General features: G+C 60.8%; 21 protein-coding genes and 1 pseudogene. 14 read left to right on the top strand and 8 right to left on the bottom strand.

Translation table 11 applies throughout. The features are described from left to right. Positions 1-10: 10 nt before the first annotated feature. Complete coding sequence (gene cysS, locus ACEN2T_RS24900) at positions 11-1,399, top strand: cysteine--tRNA ligase (RefSeq protein ID WP_032889792.1); 1,389 nt, start codon at positions 11-13, stop codon at positions 1,397-1,399. A gap of 373 nt (positions 1,400-1,772) precedes the next feature. Here cysS and ACEN2T_RS24895 read toward each other — a convergent pair. After that, positions 1,773-2,004: pseudogene (locus ACEN2T_RS24895) on the bottom strand (monovalent cation/H(+) antiporter subunit G). Between the two features lie 175 nt (positions 2,005-2,179). Between ACEN2T_RS24895 and ACEN2T_RS24890 the strand changes: the two are divergent. Beyond that, positions 2,180-5,095 (top strand): M64 family metallopeptidase, encoded by a 2,916-nt coding sequence (locus ACEN2T_RS24890; RefSeq protein WP_442117729.1) that lies wholly within the window; start codon positions 2,180-2,182, stop codon positions 5,093-5,095. Positions 5,096-5,241: 146 nt separating this feature from the next. On the opposite strand, the gene ACEN2T_RS24885 is transcribed toward ACEN2T_RS24890, so the two are convergent. The 7 genes from ACEN2T_RS24885 to ACEN2T_RS24855 form a co-directional block, all read right to left on the bottom strand. Further along, a complete protein-coding gene (locus tag ACEN2T_RS24885) occupies positions 5,242-5,595 on the bottom strand; it encodes a Na+/H+ antiporter subunit G (protein WP_032889780.1) in 354 nt (117 codons plus the stop codon). Then, a complete protein-coding gene (locus tag ACEN2T_RS24880; RefSeq protein WP_005789171.1) occupies positions 5,592-5,870 on the bottom strand; it encodes a K+/H+ antiporter subunit F in 279 nt (92 codons plus the stop codon). The genes ACEN2T_RS24885 and ACEN2T_RS24880 overlap by 4 nt, the downstream gene beginning before the upstream one ends. Continuing rightward, positions 5,867-6,355, bottom strand: coding sequence for a Na+/H+ antiporter subunit E (locus tag ACEN2T_RS24875; protein WP_032889779.1), 489 nt, complete (start codon positions 6,353-6,355; stop codon positions 5,867-5,869). The genes ACEN2T_RS24880 and ACEN2T_RS24875 overlap by 4 nt, the downstream gene beginning before the upstream one ends. Further along, positions 6,352-8,034 carry a monovalent cation/H+ antiporter subunit D gene (locus ACEN2T_RS24870; protein ID WP_032889777.1) on the bottom strand — a complete coding sequence of 561 codons (1,683 nt, stop codon included), beginning with the start codon at positions 8,032-8,034 and terminating at the stop codon, positions 6,352-6,354. The genes ACEN2T_RS24875 and ACEN2T_RS24870 overlap by 4 nt, the downstream gene beginning before the upstream one ends. After that, entirely contained in the window at positions 8,031-8,375 is a 345-nt protein-coding gene (locus ACEN2T_RS24865) for a Na+/H+ antiporter subunit C (RefSeq protein ID WP_003192163.1), read from the bottom strand. The genes ACEN2T_RS24870 and ACEN2T_RS24865 overlap by 4 nt, the downstream gene beginning before the upstream one ends. Continuing rightward, positions 8,375-11,296, bottom strand: a complete 2,922-nt coding sequence (locus ACEN2T_RS24860; RefSeq protein WP_032889775.1) for a monovalent cation/H+ antiporter subunit A — start codon at positions 11,294-11,296, stop codon at positions 8,375-8,377. The genes ACEN2T_RS24865 and ACEN2T_RS24860 overlap by 1 nt, the downstream gene beginning before the upstream one ends. Before the next feature lie 193 nt (positions 11,297-11,489). Further along, positions 11,490-12,419 carry a DMT family transporter gene (locus ACEN2T_RS24855; RefSeq protein ID WP_442117728.1) on the bottom strand — a complete coding sequence of 310 codons (930 nt, stop codon included), beginning with the start codon at positions 12,417-12,419 and terminating at the stop codon, positions 11,490-11,492. Between the two features lie 93 nt (positions 12,420-12,512). Between ACEN2T_RS24855 and ACEN2T_RS24850 the strand changes: the two genes are divergently transcribed. The 12 genes from ACEN2T_RS24850 to ACEN2T_RS24795 all read left to right on the top strand — a co-directional run bounded on the left by ACEN2T_RS24850 (position 12,513) and on the right by ACEN2T_RS24795 (position 23,932). Further along, positions 12,513-13,076 (top strand): helix-turn-helix domain-containing protein, encoded by a 564-nt coding sequence (locus ACEN2T_RS24850; RefSeq protein ID WP_442117727.1) that lies wholly within the window; start codon positions 12,513-12,515, stop codon positions 13,074-13,076. Between the two features lie 141 nt (positions 13,077-13,217). Continuing rightward, positions 13,218-13,574, top strand: a complete 357-nt coding sequence (locus tag ACEN2T_RS24845) for a hypothetical protein (RefSeq protein WP_032889770.1) — start codon at positions 13,218-13,220, stop codon at positions 13,572-13,574. A 174-nt stretch (positions 13,575-13,748) separates the two neighbouring features. Further along, entirely contained in the window at positions 13,749-14,945 is a 1,197-nt protein-coding gene (locus ACEN2T_RS24840; protein ID WP_032889769.1) for an SfnB family sulfur acquisition oxidoreductase, read from the top strand. 12 nt (positions 14,946-14,957) lie between these two features. Further along, complete coding sequence (locus ACEN2T_RS24835) at positions 14,958-15,284, top strand: acyl-CoA dehydrogenase (RefSeq protein ID WP_032889767.1); 327 nt, start codon at positions 14,958-14,960, stop codon at positions 15,282-15,284. After that, positions 15,284-16,717, top strand: a complete 1,434-nt coding sequence (locus tag ACEN2T_RS24830) for an LLM class flavin-dependent oxidoreductase (protein ID WP_032889765.1) — start codon at positions 15,284-15,286, stop codon at positions 16,715-16,717. Before ACEN2T_RS24835 ends, ACEN2T_RS24830 begins: the two co-directional genes overlap by 1 nt. A gap of 126 nt (positions 16,718-16,843) precedes the next feature. Next, a complete protein-coding gene (locus ACEN2T_RS24825; RefSeq protein ID WP_181643823.1) occupies positions 16,844-17,692 on the top strand; it encodes an acyl-CoA synthetase in 849 nt (282 codons plus the stop codon). Then, a complete protein-coding gene (locus ACEN2T_RS24820) occupies positions 17,689-18,459 on the top strand; it encodes an ABC transporter ATP-binding protein (protein WP_032889762.1) in 771 nt (256 codons plus the stop codon). Before ACEN2T_RS24825 ends, ACEN2T_RS24820 begins: the two co-directional genes overlap by 4 nt. Beyond that, complete coding sequence (locus ACEN2T_RS24815; RefSeq protein ID WP_442117726.1) at positions 18,459-19,340, top strand: branched-chain amino acid ABC transporter permease; 882 nt, start codon at positions 18,459-18,461, stop codon at positions 19,338-19,340. The genes ACEN2T_RS24820 and ACEN2T_RS24815 overlap by 1 nt, the downstream gene beginning before the upstream one ends. A 4-nt stretch (positions 19,341-19,344) precedes the next feature. Further along, positions 19,345-20,394: a branched-chain amino acid ABC transporter permease gene (locus tag ACEN2T_RS24810; protein ID WP_181639988.1), complete on the top strand. Its 1,050-nt coding sequence runs from the start codon at positions 19,345-19,347 to the stop codon at positions 20,392-20,394. 19 nt (positions 20,395-20,413) lie between these two features. Continuing rightward, complete coding sequence (locus tag ACEN2T_RS24805) at positions 20,414-21,754, top strand: ABC transporter substrate-binding protein (RefSeq protein WP_032889756.1); 1,341 nt, start codon at positions 20,414-20,416, stop codon at positions 21,752-21,754. A gap of 3 nt (positions 21,755-21,757) precedes the next feature. Next, on the top strand, positions 21,758-22,525 hold the full coding sequence (locus ACEN2T_RS24800) for an ABC transporter ATP-binding protein (RefSeq protein WP_442117725.1): 768 nt from the start codon (positions 21,758-21,760) through the stop codon (positions 22,523-22,525). A gap of 12 nt (positions 22,526-22,537) precedes the next feature. Beyond that, positions 22,538-23,932: an FAD/NAD(P)-binding protein gene (locus ACEN2T_RS24795; protein WP_442117724.1), complete on the top strand. Its 1,395-nt coding sequence runs from the start codon at positions 22,538-22,540 to the stop codon at positions 23,930-23,932. Positions 23,933-24,087 lie beyond the last annotated feature (155 nt).

Here is a 24,087-nt window from a genome sequence, read left to right as displayed (position 1 = left end):
AGGAACTGTCGTGCTAACGATCTACAACACACTCAGCAAGACCAAAGAAGTCTTCAAGCCGCTGGATGGCAACAAGGTGCGCATGTACGTGTGCGGCATGACCGTGTACGACTACTGCCACATCGGCCACGGCCGCAGCATGGTTGCCTTCGACCTGGTGACCCGCTGGTTGCGTTTCAGCGGCTATGACTTGACCTATGTTCGCAACATCACCGACATCGACGACAAGATCATCAACCGCGCCAATGAAAACGGTGAGTCGTTCGACGCGCTGACCGAGCGCATGATCGCCGCGATGCATGAGGACGAGGCTCGCCTCAACATCCTCAAGCCGGACATGGAGCCGCGCGCCACGGACCACATCCCTGGCATGCACGCCATGATCCAGACCCTGATCGACAAGGGTTATGCCTACGCCCCCGGCAATGGCGACGTGTACTACCGCGTCGCCAAGTTCATGGGCTACGGCAAGCTGTCGCGCAAGAAGATCGAAGACCTGCGCATCGGTGCGCGTATCGAAGTCGACGAAGCCAAGCAGGATCCGCTGGACTTCGTGCTGTGGAAAGGCACCAAGCCCGGCGAGCCGAGCTGGGAATCCCCATGGGGCGCCGGGCGTCCGGGCTGGCACATCGAATGCTCGGTGATGTCCACCTGCTGCCTGGGCGAGACCTTCGACATTCATGGCGGCGGCAGCGACCTTGAGTTCCCGCACCACGAAAACGAAATCGCCCAGAGCGAAGCCGCCACCGGCAAGACCTACGCCAACGCCTGGATGCACTGCGGCATGATCCGCATCAATGGCGAGAAGATGTCCAAGTCCTTGAACAACTTCTTCACCATTCGCGACGTGCTGGAAAAGTACCACCCGGAAGTAGTGCGTTACCTGTTGGTGTCCAGCCACTACCGCAGCGCCATCAACTACTCGGAAGACAACCTCAAGGACGCCAAAGGCGCCCTGGAGCGGTTCTACCACGCGTTGAAAGGCTTGCCCGCCGTTGCACCGGCTGGCGGCGAAGCGTTCGTGGCACGGTTCACCGAAGTCATGAACGACGACTTCGGCACACCCGAAGCCTGCGCGGTGCTGTTCGAAATGGTGCGTGAAATCAACCGCCTGCGCGAGAGCGATCTCGACGCAGCGGCTGGCCTGGCTGCTCGCTTGAAAGAGCTGGCCAGCGTGCTGGGTGTATTGCAGATGGAAGCCGATGACTTCCTGCAAGCCGGCGCCGAAGGGCGCGTGGATGCGGCTGAGGTTGATGCGCTGATCCAGGCGCGTCTGGCGGCTCGCGCAGGCAAGGACTGGGCGGAATCCGACCGTATCCGTGACCAACTGACCGCGATGGGCGTGGTGTTGGAAGACGGGAAGGGCGGGACGACGTGGCGGTTGGCTGATCAGGCCTGATTGGCAAACGCTGGATGAAAAACGCCCCGACTGGTTCGGGGCTTTTTTTTTGCACACCGTTTTAGTGAGCGGCTCACCCGATCGAGTGTGGGAGGGACGGTGTGAGGATTCGACATGCCCCCGATAGCGCTGTGTCAGCCAACATACCTGCCAACAGTTCCGCCGCCTTCGAAGCCTCGCTAAAGCTCGACATCTCCCACAGGGGTCTGTGTCCATGAGGTCTACAGCCGACTGCTTTCCACCTGGCAACAGCGATCAAGTGTGGGAGGGGGCTTGCCCCCGATTGCGGTGAGTCTGCAACAGATGAACTGACTGAACCACTGCGATCGGGGGCAAGCCCCCTCCCACATTTTTACCGTGTTCGCCTCAGAGCTCAGCGGCGGCTGCTGACTTCAGCGGGCACGTCATCACCGGCCATGCGCTTACGAAACAGCGCCGTACGGGCCAGCAGCACACCAGGCCCCCAACGTCGAGGCGAGGGCAGGCGGCTGCATGTGCTGGAAGACGTCCTTCATGCGCAACAACCCGGTCGCACCGATCAGCGCAAACACGCTGCCGTGGAGTGGCTGGCAGGTGTTCACTATGTGCCGACTGGTGTACCGAATGAAGGCTAATTGCAGTTGCCGGGTTTGACTCGTGGCAATGTGCCTGAGTCACCTTTCTTGACAAACATCAATTTATGATCCTGACTCAAATCAGAGAACGTTAGCGTAGTGTGCGGCGAAACAGTTTTATCTCTTAAAGAATTTTGATTTCCTCACCGGTACGAAGGATATTGGAATGAATAAGATAATAACTGTATTGGCGCTACTGGTGTGGATGCCGATCTCCCAAGCTCAAAGTGTGTGGATGCAACTGCAAAGTCAGCACGATTCGCTAGATGTTGCTGAAGTTTCCCTCGGTAATTACAAGGTGCCTCCGGCGATTTTGGCGGAACATGCCGATGTTGAGCGGGGATGGAAAGTTATTACTGTGGACGCCAATGGCAATACGCTTTATAGCAGCACCATTAATGACAGTCGTTATCGTCGCGGCGAAGTTTTTAATGAGATAACAGGTGCAATATCAAGTGTCAGTGCGGAATCTGCTGTAGAAGGCACTGAAGAAGTATTGCTTCCTTACGACAGCCAAGTGTCCAGGATCAAGATCTTTCGTATTGACCTCAAGGCGGTTGACTCACTCGATGGCGCAGCGATGCGCAAGCCGTTACTGGAACTCGATCGCCAGGCCATCGAACGCTTGGCGAAGCGAGCACCTTTGCGCGGTGTCCTAGGCGATATCGACAGCGACAAGGTGGTCATGCTTAATCCGGACGGTAGCACCCAGAGAAAGCCGCTGGTGTTTGCAATTGTCGGCGATGGTTATGCCCAAGACGATATGCAGGCCTTTCGTGACGATACCCAGGCCGCCATCGATATTATTATGGGCGATACTGTGTTCGATGCGATTAAAGATAAAGTGGGTTTTTTACGCTTTGACCATGTTTCGCCGGTATCGGGTGAGCCGGATACTAAGAATATTGAAACGATCATGCGGCACAGTAATCAACTGGGGCATGGCATCTATGACGTTTCGATTAAACTTTCAAAGTTTACATACCACCAGGTCGGCGTCGGCGGTCTCGCCAGTACCAATAAGATTTATATCTTTAAACCGTCTGCCAATACGCCGCTGGCCATCACCTCGATTCCCCATGAAATCGGTCATGCGTTGTTCAGGTTGGCGGATGAATATGCGTCCTATGACGCTGGCGAGACGTGCTTCGATGTCGAGCCTGCGGCGCCGAATATCACCCGTCAGACTGACAGGGAAAAAATCAAGTGGGGCGATCTGATCAGTCCGCAAACGCCTTTGCCAACCGAAGAAAATGCGGTTGAAGCTGGCACGTTAGGCCTTTACACCATTCACAAAGACTGTACGTACGGCCCCGCACCCCAAGGCATCATGGGCGGTGGACGTTATGGTGTGAAGGGGCACGAGGCTGGTTGGGGGGCGGTCAACGAGCGGCAGATTCGCGGATTGCTGCATGCGTACCTGGGTAACGACGTGCCGCTTGTTTTTGCCCCGTCAGTTGTCATGAAGATAAAAACCGGGGAGAAACGTGAGCCCATAGCGTCTTCTTACCGCAACAGTCGCGCTCCCCTGATGGTGGAGGCGGGATCGACGAGTGTGCCCAATGCAGGCGCAGCGCCGTTTACGTATCGTTGGAAGATCCCTGTTGAACTCAATCCGCAGGTCAACGGGCGTTACGCGTTGATTGAGGCCCCATCGGCGCCGCAATTCATGGAGTACCCGGTCGAGGTGCAGATTACTGACGGCAAGATGGCGAACACCCGGAGTGAGACGCTGAAAGTCCTTCCCTCCGTGCGGATCAAAGGGGAAATCATTGGCGCCTCTTCCGCTAACGGAGGGACCTGGGTGGAATTGACGGCCGACATATCCCACGAAGGCGCAGAGGACCCCGAATTCCAATATCGCTGGACCGTGCCGGACGGATGGACCCAGCCCATCGGCGTGACGCAGAAGAGTTTGCGCATCGTTGCCCCCACGCCCTCTGTCAGTACGCCCTTTATGTTCAGTGTCAGTGTCACGCCGCTGATGAAGTTACCGGGCACCGAGAACGATCCTTATCCTGAAAAAATCAGCCTTCCGGCCGATACCGTGACACTGGAGACCTCCGTTGTCGTCAGGCGCAGGCAACCCGTAGACACTGACCCCTATGCCAAAATCCAGGGACCTTCGTCGATAAAAAGCGCTCAAACCTTTCAGTTGGATGGGTCCAGTTCAGAGATCCCCCATTCTTCGGCCAAGATGACATATCGGTGGAATGCCGCTGATTTTGAGCCATCCAGTTCATCCGCAGTGGCGCCTGATTTCAAAGCGCCTGAGAAAGCGGGCAGTTTCCCGGTATCGCTGACGGTGACCAACAGCGAGAACCGCAGTAATACCGTCACGCGCAGCATTCAGGTCGAGTCCGATGAGCCCACGCCCGAACCCGACAGGGTAGAGGGGCCGCAGACGCTGATGTCCGGTGAGGTGGCTGTCTTTACCGCCGTCGTCAATGATCTGCGGGATGTTCGCGGCTATAGCTGGGCGTTTTCGCCGGCGTTTGCTTACCAGAATGTGAGTGCCCCGAATATCGTGGCGAAGGCGCCCGAGGTCACGCAAAGTACGACCGGCAGGGTTACGGTGCTGGTTTACCGTACCGGTTCCCCCAATCCGACTTCACTGTCCAAGGACGTCGTGATAGAGCCCAAGCCAGTGGATAGCCCTGCACCGCAGGCGATAATCAGCGGTCCGATTTCCGTGGAGGCAGGCAAGACGCTGACTCTGTCGGGCGCGGGGTCGAGTGGCGGCAACCTGCGTTATGCATGGACGGCAAATGAGTTTTCGCCGGCGTCTTCCTCCGGGATCGGTCCGATCCTTACCGCGCCTGCCACGGCTGGCCCACGCACCATCAACCTCATGGTGACCGATGCCGACAATCGCAGCGCCAGTGCAAGTCATACGGTTAACGTCACAGCCCAACAAGCCGGTAACTGCGCGCCGGTCTGGGTGGCGACCAAGGCCTACGCGACGCCCAACGAGAAGGTGTCCTATGACGGTTACAACTACGAGGTCGCCCACTGGACGCAGAATAATCGGCCTGACCTGAACTTTGTATTGAGCGGTTCAGCCAAGCCGTGGCGTGCTTGAGTCCTTGCACCCCCTGAGGCGGGCGGACCTTCAATCACTGTTGGAGCGAAGTTTGCTCGCGAAAACCTGAGTGCGCCACGATTCAGCATGAAGTGCTGCGTTATCGTTGACGAGCTTCGCAAGCTAGCGCTGATAAAGTGCCGGAGCTACGGTGTTTTATCGGCGCGGCGGCTGCTGACTTCGGCCGGCACGTCATCACCGGCCATGCGCTTGCGAAACAGTGCCGTACGGGCCAGCAGCAACGTGGTCACCGGCACGGTGATCGACAGCAAAATCGGAATCAACCACCCGTGCAGCACCGGCCCGGACTTGAGTACCGAAAAATACACGATCGACGCCAACGCTACACACCAGGCTCCCAACGTCGAGGCCAGGGCAGGCGGGTGCATGCGCTGGAAGAAGTCCTTCATGCGCAGCAAACCGATCGCGCCGATCAGCGCAAACACACTGCTCAACACCAGCAGCACCGCGACCACGATTTCCATCCAGAACGGCATCATTCAATCACCTCCCCGCGCAGCAGGAATTTCGCCAGGGCAAACGAGCCCACAAAGCCAAACAACGCAATCAACAGCGCCGCTTCAAAGTAGGTGTCACTGGCATAACGAATACCGAGCACCAGCATCATCAGCATCGCCAGGATGTACAGATAGTCCAGCGCCAGTACCCGGTCTTGAGCTGAAGGGCCTTTGAACAGGCGGATCAGCGTCAGCACCATGGCCAGGGAGAACAGGAACAGGCTGAACAGGATTGCATTGGAGAGCAGGGCGCTCATTCGAAGATCTCCATCAATGGCCGCTCGTACGCGCTTTTGAAATGTTCGATGAAGGCCACTTCGTCCTCCAGATCGAAGACGTGCAGCAGCAGGATGCTGCGATCCAGCGCCAGTTCCGACCAGATGGTGCCGGGCACCACGGTGGTGATCATCGACAGGGCGGCAAGGCCGTTGGCGTCACGCAAGTCCAGGGGGATCTTGATGAAGCGCGAACGCGGTGGGCGCGAGCCGCATGTCAGCACAGCCCAGGCCACTTGCAGGTTGGAGACGATCACATCGCGGCCCACCAGGAAGAATAGGCGGATGATTACGCCAGGTCGGCGGATACGGATCGGCAGCGGGCGCAACGGCGCCATCAGCAGTGGGGCGAGCACCCCCAGCGCAGCACCCAGCAGCAGATGGCCAGGGCTGACGGAGAGGTTCAGCACCAGCCACAGCACCCACAATGCCAGGGACAACCACGGGGCAGGGAGCAAGCGCTTCATGGTTGCACCTCCAGAGCGGCCGTCTTGGCTTCAGGGCTGAGCACTGGTCGCGTGGCCATGACCGCCATCACGTAGCTTTCCGGGTTGTTCAGGCTCTGGGCGGTGGCTTGGGTGTAGCGCATCAGCGGCTCGGCCTTGAAGGTCAGCAGGATGCTCAGGCCCAGCAGGAAGAAAATCGGCACGCATTCGTAGCGGCGCAGCAAGGGCGATGGACGCTCCTCCGGGGTCCAGAAACGCTGGACACCCAGACGGGCGAAGGCGATCAGCGAGGCCAGTCCGGACAGGATCAGCAATGCCATCAGGCCCCAGGCCGCAGGGCGAATCGGGCCTTCCTGGCCGCTACCCAGGCCCAGTGGATTGACCAGCGCACTCAGCAAGCTGAGCTTGCCGATAAACCCGGACAGCGGCGGCATGCCGATGATCAGCAGTGCGCAGGCGACAAAACTCAAGCCCAGGAACGCCATGGTCCAAGGGATCACCTGGCCGACTACGGCTTTCTGCTCGTCATCCAGGTTGACCCCTGGACGCGGGTGCAACGACTCCATGGCCTTGGGCAATGCATCGATTTCTTCATCCAACGGCAGGTCATTGGCCGAGCGCGAACGCTCGATCAATTCGGCCAGCAGGAACAGCGCACTCAACGCGAGGGTCGAGCTGACCAGATAGAACAGCGCCCCAGCGGTCAGGCTCGGCTGGGCGAAACCCACCGACGACAGCAGGATGCCGGCCGACACCAGGATGCTCAGGCTCGCCATGCGCTCCAGGCGTTGCGCCGCCACCATTGCTAGCCCAGCGAAGACGATGGTTGCCATGCCGCCGTACACCAGCCAGTCGCCACCAAACAACGCCGAAGCGCCGGCCTGGCCGGAGAACAGCAGCGTCCACAGGCGCAGCACGGTGTACACGCCGACTTTGGTCATGATCGCGAACATCGCCGCCACCGGCGCGCTGGCCGAGGAGTAAGCGGGCGCGAGCCAGAAGTTCAGCGGCCACATGCCGGCCTTGGCCAAAAACGCGGTGGCGAGGATCGCCGCACCGGCATGCAACAGGCCACGATCGGCCTCCGGTACCAGCGGGATTTTCAGTGCCAGATCAGCAAAATTCAGCGTACCGGTAACGCCGTAGATCATCGCCGCGCCAATCAGGAACAGCGACGACGCCAGCAGGTTGATCGCAATGTAATGCAGGCCCGACGACACCCGCGCGCGGCCCGAGCCGTGCAGCATCAAGCCGTAGGACGCGGCCAGCAGCACCTCGAAGAACACGAACAGGTTGAACAGGTCCGCCGTGAGGAACGCGCCGTAAAGGCCCATCATCTGGATCTGGAACAGCGCATGGAAGCTGGTACCGGCACGGTCCCAGCGGGCCATGGCGAACAACAGCGCGCTCACGCCGATAATCCCAGTGAGCACCAGCATCAATGCCGAGAGTTGATCCACCACCAGCACGATGCCGAATGGCACCTGCCAGTTGCCCGGCAGGTAGACGCCAATCGAGCCGGGCCCACCTTTTTGCGTCCAGTACAACAGCAGGATCGCGATGCCGAGGCCGATGACGCTGGAGAACAGATTGATCTTGGCTTTGAGCGGGCGGCGTTTTTCGCCGAGCATCAGCATCAGCGCTGCGGTGAGCAACGGCAGCAGGATGGGGGCGACGATCAGTTGGTTGACCCAGTTCATTCCTTGGGCTCCCGGCCGTCCACATGGTCCGTGCCGGTCAGGCCCCGTGACGCCAGCAGCACCACCAGGAACAGTGCGGTCATGGCGAAGCTGATCACGATGGCCGTCAGCACCAGTGCCTGGGGCAGGGGATCGGTGTAGTTGAGCAGGTCTTGCGGCACGCCGTCCTTGATGATCGGCTCTTTACCGATAAACAGGCTGCCCATGCTGAAAATGAACAGGTTGACCCCGTACGACAACAAGCACAGGCCCATCACCACCTGAAACGTCCGTGGCCGCAGGATCAACCAGACGCCGGAGGCCGCCAGGACCCCAATGGCAATTGCGATGACTTCTTCCATCAGGCGGCTCCTTCTGTTGCGGCGACTACTTTGGCCTGGTTGCTCGGTTTATGCGCGCGCACTGACTGGTGACCGAGGGCGGTGAGCATCAGCAAGGTCGAGCCGACGACCATGGCGTATACGCCGACGTCGAAGAACAGCGCGCTGGCGACATGAATATCGCCCAGCAGCGGCAGGCTGAAATGCCAGGTGTGCGTGGTGAGGAACGGGTAGCCGACAAACAACGCGCCGATCCCGGTCAGCGTTGCCGAGAACAGGCCGAAGCCCATCCAGCGCATTGGCCGCAGGCTCATTTGTGCCTCGACCCACTGCGTACCGGCCACCATGTATTGCAGGATAAACGCCACCGACATCACCAAGCCGGCGACAAAACCGCCGCCCGGTTGATTGTGGCCGCGCATAAACAGGTAGAACGACACTACAAGGGCAATCGGCAGCAGCAGGCGTACCAGCACTGCCGGCACCATCATAAAGCCCAGGGCGGTATCGCTGGCCTGGCGCGGGTTGACCAGGTCGGTCGCCACGTCCGGCGCCAGTTGGCGCTGTTGTGCAGGCAGTTGCATGCTTTCCTTGGACGGGCGGAAGCGTCGCAGCAGGGCGTACACCGTCAGCGCCACGGCGCCTAGTACGGTGATTTCGCCGAGGGTGTCGAAGCCACGGAAGTCCACCAACATCACGTTTACCACGTTGCTGCCGCCGCCTTCGGGAAGGGCGCGGCTCAGGTAGAACGAGGAAATATCGTTGGGCGTCTGGCGCGTCAGCATCGCGTAGGACAGCAGCGCCATGCCGCCACCGACCACGGTGGACAGCAGGAAGTCACGCAGGCGGCGAATGCGCGCCTTGCGTAGCGAGCTGGGCAGTGGCGAGACTTCTTCGATCCGCCGTGGCAGCCAGCGCAGGCCGAGCAGGATGAGCACGGTGGTGACCACTTCGACCACCAGTTGAGTCAATGCCAGGTCGGGCGCGGAGAACCATACGAAGGTGATGCACGTCATCAGGCCGCACACGCTGACCATGGTCAGGGCCGCCAGCCGGTGGTATTTGGCTTGCCAGGCGGCGCCCAGGGCGCAGGCAATTGCCAGCAGCCACAGGGTCACGAACACGATGGAGCCGGGGATCTTCGGCCGGTCGCCCCAACTGAGGCCGCTGTTGAACATCGGGATCATGGCGCCGATCACCGCGACGATCACCAGCAGGAACAACTGGGTCTGCAGCCGCTTGGTGCTGATGCGTTTTTCGATTTTGCGCACGCCGCGCATCATCACCACCAGACTGCGCTCAAAGCCGCGCTTGCCGTTGAAGTAGCTGATGACCGGCGGGTACTTGAAACGGCCGAGCTTGAGCTGCTTGCGCAGCATCAGGTAGAGCACCACGCCACCGGTCATGGCCACCAGGCTCATGATCATCGGTGCGTTCCAGCCGTGCCAAATGGCCAGGCTGTACTCCGGGAGTACACCGCCGACCACCGGCAGTGCCGCAGCGGCGAGGATCGAGCCGACCACCTGGGCCGGGAAAATGCCCACCAGCAGGCAGGTGAATACCAGCAACTCGACGGGGGCACGCATCCAGCGTGGTGGCTCGTGGGGTGTGTGGGGCAGGTCTTTGGCAGGCGGACCGAAGAACACATCGACTGTAAAACGCAGCGCATAGGCCACGCTGAAGGTGCCGGCGATGGTTGCGATCATCGGCAGGGCGATTTCCACCCACTGAGTGGCCGAGATAAACACGGTTTCGGCGAAGAACATCTCTTTGGACAGGAATCCATTGAGCAATGGCACGCCGGCCATGGATGCGCTCGCCACCATCGCCAGGGTCGCCGTGAACGGGATCAGGCGCACCAGGCCGCTTAGCTTGCGGATGTCGCGGGTGCCGCTTTCGTGGTCGATGATGCCCGCCGCCATGAACAGCGAGGCTTTGAAGGTGGCGTGGTTGAGGATGTGGAACACCGCCGCGACGGCCGCCAGCGGGCTGTTGAGGCCCAGCAATAAGGTGATCAGCCCGAGGTGGCTGATGGTGGAGTAGGCCAGCAGGCCTTTGAGATCATTCTGGAACATGGCGCAGTAAGCGCCGAGGAGGAGAGTGAGGGCGCCGGCACCGCCGACGATCCAGAACCATTCTTCGCTGCCCGACAGCGAGGGCCACAGGCGGGCCAGCAGGAACACGCCGGCCTTCACCATCGTCGCCGAGTGCAGATAGGCAGACACCGGGGTCGGTGCCGCCATGGCGTGGGGCAGCCAGAAGTGGAACGGGAACTGCGCGCTTTTGCTCAAGGCGCCGATCAGCACCAGGGCCAGCATGACCGGGTACAGCGCGTGCGCGCGAATCTGATCGCCCGCCGCCAGCACCAGGTCCAGGTCATAGCTGCCGACGATATGCCCCAGCAACATCACGCCTGCCAACAGGCACAAGCCGCCTGCACCGGTGACCATCAACGCCATGTAGGCGCCGCGTCGCGCATCGGCGCGATGGTGCCAATAACCGATCAACAGGAACGAGAACAGGCTGGTCAGTTCCCAGAAAAATACGATTTGAATCAAGTTGCCGGAGATCACCAGCCCGAGCATCGCGCCCATAAAAGCCAGGAAAAATGCGAAGAAACGTGGCACCGGATCGTCCGGCGACATGTAGTAGCGCGCATACAGCGCCACCAGCGCGCCGATGCCGAGCACCAGCATCGAGAACAGCCAGGCAAACCCATCCATGCGCAACACGAAGTTCAGCCCAAGGCTGGGTAACCACATGAATTCTTCGCGGATCACGCCACCGTGGGCGATCTGGGGGTAGAGCAGGGCGACTTGAATGGTGCCGACCAGGGCCACAAGGCCGGCCAACAGGGATTCGGTGTTACGTGCATTGTGCGGCAGCAAGGCCGCTAGACAGCTGCCAATGAATGGCAGAAGCAGTAGAACTATCAGGGACATAGGCTTCTAATCTGCGGGAGTTTGGGATGCATCATACGTGCCGCTTTGATGATCACCAAACGGCAAGATGTGGCAGGATCCTACAAGGTAGGCTGAAACTTCCCATTTGGCATTGTTTCATTAGGCTGGAATTACCCCTGTGGCGAGGGCGTATGCTCCTGCAGGGCTGCGAGGCAACTCCAAAAAACGAACCTCAATTCTGACGCTCTTGCTCCAGCTCTTCAGCCAACGCGAGCGCTTTCTGCCCCTTCGTCTTTAATTCGCTGACAATCACTGCCACCACGATCAACACCGCCCCCAGCATCGCAATCGGCGGGAACCGCTCGCCGGCAATCCGCCCCACCACACCGGCCCACACCGGCTCGCCGGCGTAGATCAACGTGGCTCGTGTCGGTGAAACACTCTGTTGCGCCCAGTTCATCGCGACTTGGATTACCGCGCTGGTCAAGCCCAAGCCCACGGCGCTGAAAAGCAGCAACCACGAAAACCCCGGGAGCGCCTCGCCCATCGGCACCACCATCAAAAACGATAGGAGTGAGGCTGTGGCCAATTGCACCACCGTCACCCGGCGCACATCCACCTGACCGGCAAATGCGCTGATCAAGATGATTTCCGCCGCAATCGCAATGGCACCGATCAAGGTCGCGATTTCACCTGGGCTGAAATTCAGCGAAGCCCCCGCAGGCCCGGTCAGCAGCATCAACCCGGCAAACGCGAGCATGATGCCGATGCTCGGCATTAACCCAGGGCGACGGCCGAGTACCAGCCATTGCAACAACGGCACGAACGGCACGTAGAGCGCGGTGATAAACGCCGACTGGCTGCTCAGGATCGTCTGCAGGCCGATGGTCTGCAAGCCGTAGCCAAACATGATCGCCACACCGATAAACACCCCGGCCTTCAATTCAAACAAGGTCAGGTCGCGCAGCGTGCGCAACGAGAAGAAACCCACCACGATGGCCGCAGCCGCAAAGCGCAGACCCACGAAAAACATCGGACCGCTCACCGTCATAGCATGCTGCACCAATAAAAAGGTGCCGCCCCAGATCATGGTGATAAACACCAGAATGCATTCGGCTTTGCTGAAGCGGTTGAAACGCGAAGGGGTTTTGGCGGTGGTCATGGCGGCTCGGTCTTGCACAGGGAAAGGTACGGACCGCACAATGCGCCGCACGCTGGGCAGTATACTGCGCACACCCACCTATTGAGCAATATAGTGCACAAAGAAAATCCACAACGGGCCTCGGTCCTGCAGCACGTCAGCCAAAACGTTCGTCGCCTGCGCCACGCCGCCGACCTGAGCCAGACCGCGCTCTCGGAAAAGTCCGGGGTCAGCCGGCGCATGCTGGTGGCCATCGAAGCGGGTGAGAAAAACGTAAGCCTGTCCACCTTGGACCGCGTGGCCGAAGCATTGGACGTAGCCTTCAGCGACCTGATCCAGGCTCCGGACGTACGTGATCACAGCCGCATCAACGAATTGGCCTGGGCCGGTGAAATTGCCGGGAGCAAGGCGGTATTGCTGGCCAAGGCCACCGCGCGGCGCGAGGTTGAATTGTGGGAGTGGCGCCTCGAACCCGGTGATCGCTATTGCCCGGACCCCGACCTGGAAGGCTGGAGCGAGCAGCTGTTTGTGTTTGAGGGTAGCTTGACGCTGGTCGTGGGCGACCAGGAAAACACCATCGGCGCCGGCGAATTCTTCATGTTCGCCAGCCACCAGCCCCACGCCTATCGCAACGATAGCGAGGTCGCCGTGCGCTTTGTGCGCAACGTGGTGATTTAGCGGCCTTGTCTACAAAGATGCTGCTGAGCACCTGTCAAGTTTCACAGCTTGTTTGTCTCATGTGCCGGGCATAGGTTTATGGCATCACTGCCCGGAAGTGGTTGGTTGGCGGCGATTTAATCAATCACTGGAGGATGCACCATGAAAGACGAACAACCCCCCGTGCTGGTGAACCCCGCACCATCCCTGGAGCCATCACAGGGCGGTGTCGTCCAATATGCTGATGTGGAGGCTGAAGAGCTCAAATTGGTTATCCAACCGTTCGTTGGCATGAGCATAGGTCAAACAATCATTGGGAAGATTGAGGGGAATGGCTCCAGTCACTTCAGGGTTGAAGTTAAATCGGTAGAAACCTTGGAAATTCCCGTGTGGACTGCAAAACCGGTTTTTTTCACGCCCCTCGTTTATGTGAGTTTTAACGTGGAAGGGCTTTCGCCGCCTTATAAATCGGACCTTGATAAGTACATTGTCGAAGGGGCTCCTCGCACCCCTGCATAGAGCGTGTTCCATACGTTACTGTTTGCAGGTGAACAGTGACTAGACAGTTTGCTGTATGACAGCGCTCCCGTTCTTTGCGAGCTTTTAATTTAACTCATTGTTTTTAAAGTTATTTTTCATGTGGCACGACTCCTGCTGTAGCTCCTGCATATCCCTGGAGCCTGGAGTCGGCCCATGTCAGCCCATCCTCAACACCCTGCCCATATCATCCGCTCGGACGCGGAGGCCATCGAGGTCGCCACGCGCCTGGCCGAACGCTTCGCCGTCGATGCCAGCGTGCGTGACCGCGACCGTCGCTTACCGGTAGACGAACTCGACGAGTTCTCCGCCAGCGGCCTGTGGGGCATCACTGTTCCCAAGGCCTACGGTGGCGCCGGTGTGTCTTATGTCACCGTGGCCGAAGTGATCAAATTGATCTCCGCCGCAGACCCGTCCTTGGGGCAAATCCCGCAGAACCATCTGGGTGTCGTCGACATCCTCCTGCAAACCGCCACCGAGGAGCAGAAGCGCTATTACTTCGGCAAGGTGTTGGCGGGCTACCGCTTCGGCAATGCTTTCTCCGAGGCCAAGAGCAAAAACGCCGGCACCTTTGACACCCAAATCCGGTTTCACGGTGATACCGCGCAAATCAACGGTGAAAAGTTCTACTGCACTGGCGCACTGTTCGCCCATATCGTGCCCACGGTGGGCAATAACGAAAAGGGCCAGGCGTTCATTGGTTTTGTCGAGCGCAACGCGCCAGGCCTGACCGTGATCGACAACTGGGACGGCTTCGGCCAGCGCACCACCGCCAGCGGCGGCGTGACCCTCGACGGCGTGACTGTGCCCTTGAGCGCGGTGATTCCCGCCCACCTGGCATTTGACCAACCCACGGCCGACGGGCCGATTTCGCAAATCATCCAGGCCGCAGTTGATACCGGCATTGCCCTCGGCGCCCTTGAACAGGCAAAAATCTTCGCGCGCCAGGCCCGTCCCTGGATCGACAGCCAGCAGGATCACGGCTGGCAAGACCCGTTCACCATCGCCGCCATCGGCGATCTGGAATGGCGCGTGCACGGCACCGAAGCGATCCTCGCCAAGGCCGGCATCGCGGTTGACCAAGCCTTGGCGCAACCGAACGAAGACACCGTGGCCAACGCCTCGCTGATCGTCGCCCAAGCCAAGGTGCTGTCCGCCGAAACCGCCTTGCTCGCCAGCAGCAAACTCTTCGAACTGGCCGGCACCCGTTCGGTCACGGCCAAGCACAACCTCGACCGCTTCTGGCGCAACGCGCGCACCCACACCCTGCACGACCCGGCCCGCTGGAAATACCACCTGATCGGCAACTTCGTGCTCAACGGCGTGAAACCTGCGCGCCACGCCTGGAACTGAGGAACCTGACCCATGACTGCCTTGAATCTCGCGCGCCAACTGCTGGACAGCACCCGCCGCCATGTCGAAAAAAGCGCTGACCCCTATGTGATCAGCCGCTTCGGCGACTTGCAGATCCGTGTGGATGTGGCCGCTGCCTTGCTCGAACGCGCCGAAACCCACCCGAGCCCGGTGGCCGCCACCGAGGCGCAGATCGCCGCCGCCGAAGCCCTCATCGCCGCCAGTAACGCGGAATTTGAACTGACCGGGCAACGCACCGCGCTGCCGTCGACCCTGGATGATCCGTTGCGCAACAAATACCAGATTGTCGGCAACTACCACCTCAACGGAGTGCTGTGATGTCCCGTGAAATCCGCTTGAACGCTTTCGACATGAACTGCGTCGGCCATCAATCTCCCGGCCTGTGGGCGCACCCCCGTGACCGTTCGTGGCAGTACAAGGACCTGGAGTACTGGACCGATCTGGCGAAAATTCTGGAGCGCGGCAAGTTCGACGGTCTGTTTATCGCTGACGTGCTGGGCATCTACGATGTGTACAACGGCAACGGTGATGCGGCGATTCGCCAGGCCACCCAAGTGCCGGTCAACGACCCGTTGTCGCTGATCGCGCCGATGGCGTTGGTCACCGAGCACCTGGGCTTTGGTCTCACCGCTTCGTTGTCGTTTGAGCATCCGTATCCATTCGCGCGTCGGCTGTCGACCCTGGACCATCTGACCAAGGGCCGTATCGGCTGGAATATCGTCACTTCCTACCTGGAAAGCGGCGCCAAGAACCTCGGCCAGAAAGCCCAGACCGAACACGACGCACGCTACGACTACGCCGAGGAATACCTGGAGGTTTGCTACAAGCTTTGGGAAGGCAGTTGGGAGGAGGGCGCGGTACTGCGCGACCGCGAGCGGCGGATTTTCAGTGATCCGAGCAAAATCCACGAGATCCGACACGTCGGCAAACACTTCCAGGTGCCCGGCATTCACCTGTGCGAGCCGTCGCCGCAGCGCACGCCTGTGCTGTACCAGGCCGGCGCGTCCAGCCGTGGCAAGCAGTTTGCCGCCGAGCAGGCCGAATGCGTGTTCGTCGCCGCGCCGTCCAAGGTGCTGCTGAAAAAAACCGTTGCCGACATCCGCCGTCGTGCGGCCGAGGCCGGGCGTGATCCGAAGAAAATCCTGATCTTCAATTTGCAGACGGTGATCGTCGACGAAACGGACGCCAAGGCTAAAGCCAAGTTTGACGACTACAAATCCTATGTGAGCTACGAAGGCGCGATGGCGCTGATCTCCGGCTGGACCGGCATCGACTTCAGCCAGTTCAAACCGGATGAGCCGCTCAAGCATGTGCACACCAACGCCATTCAATCGGCGGTGGAAGCCTTCTCCACGGCCGATCCGAATAAAGTCTGGACGCCGAATGAACTGGCGGACTGGGTCGGCATCGGTGGCTTCGGTCCGCTGTTTGTCGGCGGTCCGGAGACGGTGGCAGACCTGTTGCAGGAATGGGTCGAAGAGACCGACGTCGACGGCTTCAACCTGGCCTATGCGCTGACCCACGAAACCTTTATCGACGCTGTGGAATGGCTGGTGCCGGAGTTGCAGAAGCGTGGGGTGTACAAGACCGAATACGCCGAAGGCACGTTGCGCGAGAAGTTGTTTGGCGACGGTGCGCGACTGGGAGCCAACCACCCGGGCGCCAGCTATCGCGATCTTTCCAATGCACATAAATCCAATGTGGGAGGGGGCTTGCCGCGGATAGCGGTGGCTCAGTCAAAGGTGGTCTAACTGACCCACCGCCATCGGGAGCAAGTCGAATCGTCGCACCGCCCCTCCCACAGTTGTCCCGTGTCGATCCAAATAATCAAGCCAGCGGACCACCGCACGCACACCTCCCAATAGGAGCAAACACCTATGAGCGTGCTCGAACCCAAGGCCCTCCTGGAACACCTGCAACGCTGGGCACAACTCACGCCGTTGCACATCGCTCTGCGCCACAAGCGCCAGGGCCAGTGGTATGCCTGGCGCTGGATCGACACCCTGCGCGACGTCGAGCGCCTGGCCGATGGTTTGCGCCAGCAAGGTTTAAGTGAACAGTCTCGCTTGGTGCTCAGCGGCGCCTTTGAGCCGAACCTGCTGTTGCTGGCGTTGGCGGCCCATTCCGTCGGCGCGCAAGTGCTGACGCTGGCCGATGACCTTGAGCCGCAGGCCCTGGAGCAACACCTGTGGCGTATGCATCCCAGCCACGCCTACGCTCAAGGTCGTCAGCGCGATTGGACGTTCACCCAGCGGTTGGATTTCGCCCAATTGCTCGGCCCGGTCGAGCCTGCGCAGCATTTGCAGCGCTGGTGGCAACCCTCCGGCGAAACCGCACTGTGGAGCGAGGAGGGCACCCATTGGCAAGGCGGTCTGGCGGTGCTGCTGGAGCAATGGCTGAGCAGCGGCCACGGCCTGGCCTTCCCGGAAAGCCTTGCCTCGGCGCAGCGCGATCGCAGTGAAGTGGCGCCCACCGGCTTGCTGCTGTCGCCGGAGCGTTTGCGGCACCTGGCCGATGAGATCGAAAGCCGCCTTGCACCCCGCGGCACCTGGCGCCGACGCCTGTGCGACTGGGCCATCGCCCACCCTCAAAGCGGACTGCGCCGTTTACTAAAGAACCGTGTACGCAAACTGCTGGGTTTCCAGCGCCTGGCCTCTATCTGGCAGCCACTCAAATCCACTGCCGAGCCCGTGTGGCTGGCTGAACTCAAACGGGATATCGCATGAGCGACGCTATTCTTCAGGTGCGCGATATCTCGCTGTCATTCAAAGGGGTCAAGGCCATCAATGCCTTGTCTTTTGACGTGCAGCGCGGCGAGATCTGCGCGTTGATCGGCCCTAACGGCGCCGGTAAAAGTTCGTTGCTCAATGTGCTCAATGGCGTGTATCGCTTTGACGCCGGCGAGATCGTCTTCGAACAGCAACATTTCCACCGCATCGACCCCTTGGGCGCCGCGCGCCGAGGCATTGGCCGCACCTTCCAGAACAACGCGCTGTTCAAAAAAATGAGCGTGCTCGACAACCTTCTCACCGGCCTGTCGCGGCACATGCGCAGCAGCTTTATCGAGCAGGCCCTCGGCTTGCCACGCGCGCGCCGCGAGGCCGCGGCCTTTCGCCAGCGGGGCCAAGGCATTCTTGAGTTCCTTGAGCTGCAAGCACACCGCGATGTGCTGGTGGGCAACCTGTCCTACGGCCTGCAAAAGCGTGTGGAGTTGGGCCGTGCACTGATCGCCGGACCTAGCCTGTTGCTGCTCGACGAACCCATGGCCGGGATGAACGCAGAAGAGAAACAGGACATGGCGCGCTTCGTCGCTGACGTGAACCGCGACCTCGGCACCACCGTGGTGTTGATCGAACACGACATGGGCGTGGTGATGGGACTGTCCGACCACGTGGTGGTGCTTGACTACGGGCGCAAGGTCGGCGACGGCACGCCGGCGCAAGTACAGGCCAATCCCGAGGTGATCGCCGCCTACCTGGGAGCCGTACACTGATGACCTTCTTCCTCGAAACCCTGCTTGGCGGCCTGCTCGCCGGCACGATGTATTCACTCGTCGCCATCGGCTTCGTGCTGATCTACAAAGCCAGCGGTGTGTTCAATTTTGCTCAGGGCGCGATGCTGCTGTTTGCGGCGTTGACCTTTGTCAGCCTGCATGACCAGGGCGTGCCGTTTGCCCTCGCGTTGCTGCTGACGGTGATCGTGATGATCGTCGGCGCGTTGCTCATCGAGCGCCTGGTGCTGCGCCCGCTGGTGAACCGCTCTCAGATCACCCTGTTCATGGCCACCCTCGGCTTGTCATTCATTATCGAAGGCCTGGCCCAGGGCTTGATGGGGGCGCAAGTGCGCGCCCTGGACTTGGGCATCGACGACGTGCCGCTGTTTGTCGGCCCGCTGATGCTCAGCCAGTTCGACCTGATCGCCGCAGCGGCTGCCGTGGTGCTGGTGACGGTGCTCGCGCTGCTGTTCAACAAGACCCGCATCGGTGTGTCGTTGCGCGCAGTGGCGGATGACACCACAGCGGCGCTGTCCATCGGCATCAACCTCAACCGCATCTGGCAGATCGTCTGGGCGGTGGCCGGCATTGTCGGGCTGGTGGCCGGGCTGTTATGGGGCGCGCGCCAGGGGGTGCAGTTTTCGCTGTCGCTGGTGGTGCTCAAGGCTTTGCCGGTGTTGATCATCGGCGGCTTTACCTCGATTGGTGGCGCGATTGTCGGCGGGCTGATTGTCGGCGCTGCGGAAAACCTGGCTGAGGTGTATATCGGCCCGCTGATCGGCGGCGGCATCACGCCGTGGTTCGCCTACGTCTTGGCCCTGGCCTTCCTGTATATCCGTCCCGCCGGCCTGTTCGGCGAGCGCGCTATTGAGCGAGTCTGAAACCATGTCGATCCCTGTTGCTCAAGAAACCGCGCCGTTGTTGCTGGTCCCGCGACGTGTGCCCTGGGGCCTGCTCGGCCTGCTGGCGTTGGCGTTTATCGTGGTGCCGCTGTGGGGCAATGACTATTGGCTCAATGCGATCCTGATCCCGTTTCTAGTGCTGTCGCTGGCCGGGTTGGGTTTGAACCTGCTGACCGGCTACACCGGGCAAACCTCGGTGGGCGCGGCCGGCTTCATGGCGGTCGGCGCCTTCGCGACCTACGGATTTCTGCTGCGCTTGCCGGAGCTGGGATTGCCGCTGGCATTGCTGGGCGGCGGGATTATCAGCGCCTTGGTCGGCCTGTTGTTCGGGTTGCCCAGCTCGCGGATCAAAGGCTTCTACCTGATGGTCACTACGTTAGCCGCGCAGTTTTTCCTGGAATGGCTGTTCGTCAAATTCCCGTGGTTCTACAACTACGGATCGTCCGGGACTATCTCGGCGCCGAAACTGGCGCTGTTCGGCCATGACCTTAATACGCCGCTGGGCCGCTACTGGCTGACGCTGGTCACGGTGCTGCTGTTGACCTGGACCGCCGTCAACCTGGTGCGCAGCCAAGTGGGGCGCAACTGGATGGCGATCCGCGACATGGACACCGCTGCCGCCGTGGTCGGCATCCCGGTGGTGCGCTACAAGCGCCTGGCGTTTGCGGTCAGCTCGTTTTACCTCGGCATCGCCGGCGCGCTGTGGGCGTTTGCCTACCTGGGCACGGCCAGCGCCAGCAGCTTCGATATCAATCGCTCCTTCCAGATCCTGTTCATCATCATTATCGGTGGCATGGGCAGCATCGCCGGCAACTTCGTGGGGGCTGCGTTTATCAGCTTGCTGCCGATCTTTCTCAGCCACGCGGGGCAAGCGCTGTTCGGCGGCGCGGTGGACGCGGGGCAGTTGCAGAATCTGCAGAAAATCATTTTTGGCGTGTTGATCATCGTGTTCCTGATCAAGGAACCCGAGGGCTTGATTCGCCTGTTGCACAACCTTCGCGATCGGCTGCGTCAGTGGCCCCTACGTTTCTGACCTATATAAGAGAATTTCCATGCGTGCATCCTTAAAACGATCCCTGGTCAGTGCGGCTTTTGCGTTGGCGGCGTTGTCCGCTGCCGTACCCCAGGCGATGGCCTCGGCCGACCAGCAGTTCTTCCCCCTGGCGACTTACCGGGTGGGCGCCTACGCGTCCAGCGGCGTGCAGGTGTGGGCCGGGATGATCGACTACCTGCGCTATATCAACGAGGTCGAAGGCGGCATTAATGGCGTGAAACTGGTGTGGCAGGAATGCGAGACCGAGTGGACGGCAGAGAAGGGCATCGAGTGCTACGAGCGCTTCAAGAATGGCCTGGATGGCGCGCCGGTCGCGGTGTATCAGCCCAACGGCGCGCCGGCGGCGTATGCCTTGAGCGAGCGGGCCGAGGTGGACAAGATCCCGCTGATCACCCTCGGGTACGGTCGCACCGAAGCCACCGACGGCACGGTGTTCCCTTACAACTTCCCGGTGATGCTGACCTTCTACAGCGAAGCCTCGACCCTGGTGAACTATATTGCCCAGCGCGAAGGCGGCTTCGACAAACTCAAGGGCAAGAAGATCGCCACGGTCTACCACGACTCGGCCTATGGGCGCGAAACCCTCGGCCCGCTGAAATTGCTGGCCGAGAAATACGGCTTTGAAAATATCCAGATTCCGGTGGCTGACCCCGGCAATGAACAGTCCGCGCAATGGCGTCAGGTACGCCAGGCCAACCCGGACTGGGTGTTCCTGCGCACCTGGGGCGTGTCGACGCCGGTGGCGGTGAAGACCGCCGCGCGCTTCGGCTTCCCGGTTGACCATATCATCGGCGACATCTGGGCCAGTTCCAGCGAAGACGTATTGCCCGCTGGCGCTGCCGCCAAGGGCTACCTGGCGCTGACGCCATACCCGGCCGGCGCCGATTTTGAGATCCACAAACGCCTCAAGCAATACATCCTCGACAAGGGCCACAGCGACCTCAAGGACCTGAAAAACTTCGGCAGCGTGTACTACAACTCCGGCTTGGTGAACGCGGCCGTGGCCGTAGAGGCGATCCGCACCGGTCAGGCCAAGTTCGGAAAGCGTCCACTCAATGGTGAAGAAGGCCGCTGGGGCCTGGAACACCTGAATATCGACGACGCACGCCTCAAGGCCATGGGTTACCTGGGCCTGATGCAGAACCTCAAGCTGTCATGCCGCGACCATGAAGGCGGCGGTTCTGCGCGCGTGCAGCAATGGGACGGCGCCAACTGGACGCTGGTCAGCGAATGGATCGCTGCCGACCGTGGGCTGCTGCGCCCGTTGATCGATGAAAAATCCGCCGCGTTCGCCAAGGAAAAAGGCCTCACGCCACGCACCTGCACGGGGGATGAATAAGCCATGAGCCAGCCTGCCACTGAAGCCGAAAGCGCGTCACTGCTGACGGTCAATGACATTGAAGTGATCTACGACGGCGCAATCCTGGCGGTGGCCGGGGTCTCGCTGAGCGTGCCCAAGGGCGCCATTGTCGCTTTGCTCGGTGCCAATGGTGCCGGCAAGAGCACCACCCTCAAGGCCATCTCTGGTCTGTTGCGGGCCGAGCGCGCCGAGGTCAGCCGAGGTGTGATTGAGTACGCAGGCAAGGACCTGGCGGATGTCGACCCCAGCCAGCGCGTGCGCCAGGGCATGGTGCATGTGCTGGAGGGGCGCCATGTGTTCGGCCAACTGACGGTGGAAGACAACCTGCGCAGCGGCGGCTTTGTGCGACGCCTGAGCCGCAAGGAAATGGAGCACGACCTGGAGCGCATCTACGCCTGGTTCCCCCGGCTCAAGACCAAGCGCCACACCCGCGCCGGGCTCACCTCGGGCGGCGAGCAGCAGATGGTCGCCATCGGCCGTGCGTTGATGACTCGTCCTACTTTGGTACTGCTCGACGAGCCATCCATGGGTTTGGCGCCTATGATCGTGCAGGAGATTTTCGAGATCATCGCGCAGCTCAACCGCGAGCAGCAGGTGAGCTTCCTGATCGCCGAGCAGAACATCAACGTCGCGCTGACCTATGCGTCCCAGGGTTACGTGCTGGATACTGGGCGCGTAGCCTTGAGCGGCAGCGCCGCTGAATTGCTGGCGCGGGGTGACTTGCATGATATTTACCTGGGTAAACAGTAAGGGCGAACCTGCATGAGTGAATCCATCCGCAACGCTGATGTACTGATCGTCGGCGGCGGCCTGAGTGGGACGATGCTGGCCGTGCAACTGCTGCGTCTAGGTGGTCAGCGTCGGATCCTGGTGATCGAGCCGCGCGCCGAGCTCGGGCGTGGCGAGGCCTACAGCGCTGTGGAGTTGGGCCACACCCTGAACGGCAACGCGGCACGCATGAGTGTTGACCCGGACAATGCCGATGACCTGACTCAATGGCTCACTGACTACATCGGCGCTGGCGGCTGGCCGGAGTCGGACCAGCAGCACGTGCCCATCAGCGAACTGTTCCCGCCCCGCGGGATTTTTGGCCTGTATGCGCAGCAACGGTTGGCTGAGGCCAAGGTGTTGTCGGCTTCCACGGTGGAGCATGTCAGGGCGCAAGTGGTCGACCTGCAAGTGAACGCGGATTCAACCCTGCTGACCCTCGACAACGGCCAGCAACTGCGCGGTGCGTTTGCCGTACTGGCCACCGGCATGTTCCCGGCGGCGCGCACGCCACAAACCGAATCCAGCGGCTTGAACGCCGCGGCGGTGGACCCGTGGGATGTGCAGGCCATGACCCAACTCGACCCGCAGTCCAGGGTGCTGATCATCGGTTCTGGGCTGACCATGGTCGACGCGGTGGTGTCCCTGGAACAGGCCGGGCATCGCGGACCTATCGACGTTTTCTCACGCCACGGTTTGTTGCCCCATGTGCGCCGGCAACCGCCGGCTTGGGAGGATTTTCTTGCCGCTGACCACGGCCTTCGCAGCCCTCGGCAGTTGCTGCGCGAAGTGCGTCGGCAATGCCGGATCGCGCTGGAGCAGGGCATCGATTGGCAGTCGCCGCTGGACACCGTGCGTGCCCATATCGGCCGGTTGTGGAGCCAGGCCAGCGAGCGGGAGAAACGTCAGTTCGTGCGGCATGTGCGGCCCTGGTGGGAAAGCCATCACCACCGCTCGCCGCCATTGAGCGCAGAGTTGGTAGCGCGGCTGCATGAGGAAGGGCGCTTGCGGATTCAAGCGGCGTCTTTCAAAGGGCTGGAGCCTTCGGGCGAGGGCGTAACCATTCGCTTGCGTTATCGAGGCGAACAGGCGATCACCCAAGTGTCGGGGGCAGCGCTGATCAACTCCAGCGGCATCGAATACGACTGGCGCCGCGTGGCCCGGCCGTTGCCGCAGCAGTTGCTCAAACGCGGGTTGATCAGGCCTGGGCCGTTGGCGTTGGGGATTGCGGCGGATGTGTCCGGCGCAGTCCTGGATGCCCAGGGGCAGGTCAGTGAACGCCTGTTTGCCATGGGCCCGCCATTGCGCGGGATGTGGTGGGAAAGCACGGCGGTGACGGATGTGGCGCTTCAGGCCAAGGCGCTGGCTTCGAGATTGGTGAAGGCCTGAATGGGGTAGGGCTTGCTTCAGATGTGCGGTTTTTTTTGGGGTGCATATCCGTTATTTGGGTAACGGCGGCTAGTGGTTCCGCTCTTACAACGGGTCACTTTTGTAAAGGCCGGAATGCCGGCCATCGTGGTTGACGGGGCGATTTCAGATCAAAA

Origin of the sequence: Pseudomonas sp. W22_MBD1_FP4, from assembly GCF_052113765.1 — a bacterium.
Lineage (GTDB): Bacteria > Pseudomonadota > Gammaproteobacteria > Pseudomonadales > Pseudomonadaceae > Aquipseudomonas > Aquipseudomonas sivasensis.
This window is presented reverse-complemented; position numbering and strand designations above follow the sequence as displayed.

Bases quoted from the DNA above. Each gene is read 5' to 3' on its own strand.
- ACEN2T_RS24890 (WP_442117729.1), top strand. From the start codon at position 2,180: ATGAATAAGATAATAACTGTATTGGCGCTACTGGTGTGGATGCCGATC.
- ACEN2T_RS24885 (WP_032889780.1), bottom strand. From the start codon at position 5,595: ATGATGCCGTTCTGGATGGAAATCGTGGTCGCGGTGCTGCTGGTGTTG.
- ACEN2T_RS24880 (WP_005789171.1), bottom strand. From the start codon at position 5,870: ATGAGCGCCCTGCTCTCCAATGCAATCCTGTTCAGCCTGTTCCTGTTC.
- ACEN2T_RS24875 (WP_032889779.1), bottom strand. From the start codon at position 6,355: ATGAAGCGCTTGCTCCCTGCCCCGTGGTTGTCCCTGGCATTGTGGGTG.
- ACEN2T_RS24870 (WP_032889777.1), bottom strand. From the start codon at position 8,034: ATGAACTGGGTCAACCAACTGATCGTCGCCCCCATCCTGCTGCCGTTG.
- ACEN2T_RS24865 (WP_003192163.1), bottom strand. From the start codon at position 8,375: ATGGAAGAAGTCATCGCAATTGCCATTGGGGTCCTGGCGGCCTCCGGC.
- ACEN2T_RS24860 (WP_032889775.1), bottom strand. From the start codon at position 11,296: ATGTCCCTGATAGTTCTACTGCTTCTGCCATTCATTGGCAGCTGTCTA.
- ACEN2T_RS24855 (WP_442117728.1), bottom strand. From the start codon at position 12,419: ATGACCACCGCCAAAACCCCTTCGCGTTTCAACCGCTTCAGCAAAGCC.
- ACEN2T_RS24845 (WP_032889770.1), top strand. From the start codon at position 13,218: ATGAAAGACGAACAACCCCCCGTGCTGGTGAACCCCGCACCATCCCTG.
- ACEN2T_RS24840 (WP_032889769.1), top strand. From the start codon at position 13,749: ATGTCAGCCCATCCTCAACACCCTGCCCATATCATCCGCTCGGACGCG.
- ACEN2T_RS24835 (WP_032889767.1), top strand. From the start codon at position 14,958: ATGACTGCCTTGAATCTCGCGCGCCAACTGCTGGACAGCACCCGCCGC.
- ACEN2T_RS24830 (WP_032889765.1), top strand. From the start codon at position 15,284: ATGTCCCGTGAAATCCGCTTGAACGCTTTCGACATGAACTGCGTCGGC.
- ACEN2T_RS24825 (WP_181643823.1), top strand. From the start codon at position 16,844: ATGAGCGTGCTCGAACCCAAGGCCCTCCTGGAACACCTGCAACGCTGG.
- ACEN2T_RS24820 (WP_032889762.1), top strand. From the start codon at position 17,689: ATGAGCGACGCTATTCTTCAGGTGCGCGATATCTCGCTGTCATTCAAA.
- ACEN2T_RS24815 (WP_442117726.1), top strand. From the start codon at position 18,459: ATGACCTTCTTCCTCGAAACCCTGCTTGGCGGCCTGCTCGCCGGCACG.
- ACEN2T_RS24810 (WP_181639988.1), top strand. From the start codon at position 19,345: ATGTCGATCCCTGTTGCTCAAGAAACCGCGCCGTTGTTGCTGGTCCCG.
- ACEN2T_RS24805 (WP_032889756.1), top strand. From the start codon at position 20,414: ATGCGTGCATCCTTAAAACGATCCCTGGTCAGTGCGGCTTTTGCGTTG.
- ACEN2T_RS24800 (WP_442117725.1), top strand. From the start codon at position 21,758: ATGAGCCAGCCTGCCACTGAAGCCGAAAGCGCGTCACTGCTGACGGTC.
- ACEN2T_RS24795 (WP_442117724.1), top strand. From the start codon at position 22,538: ATGAGTGAATCCATCCGCAACGCTGATGTACTGATCGTCGGCGGCGGC.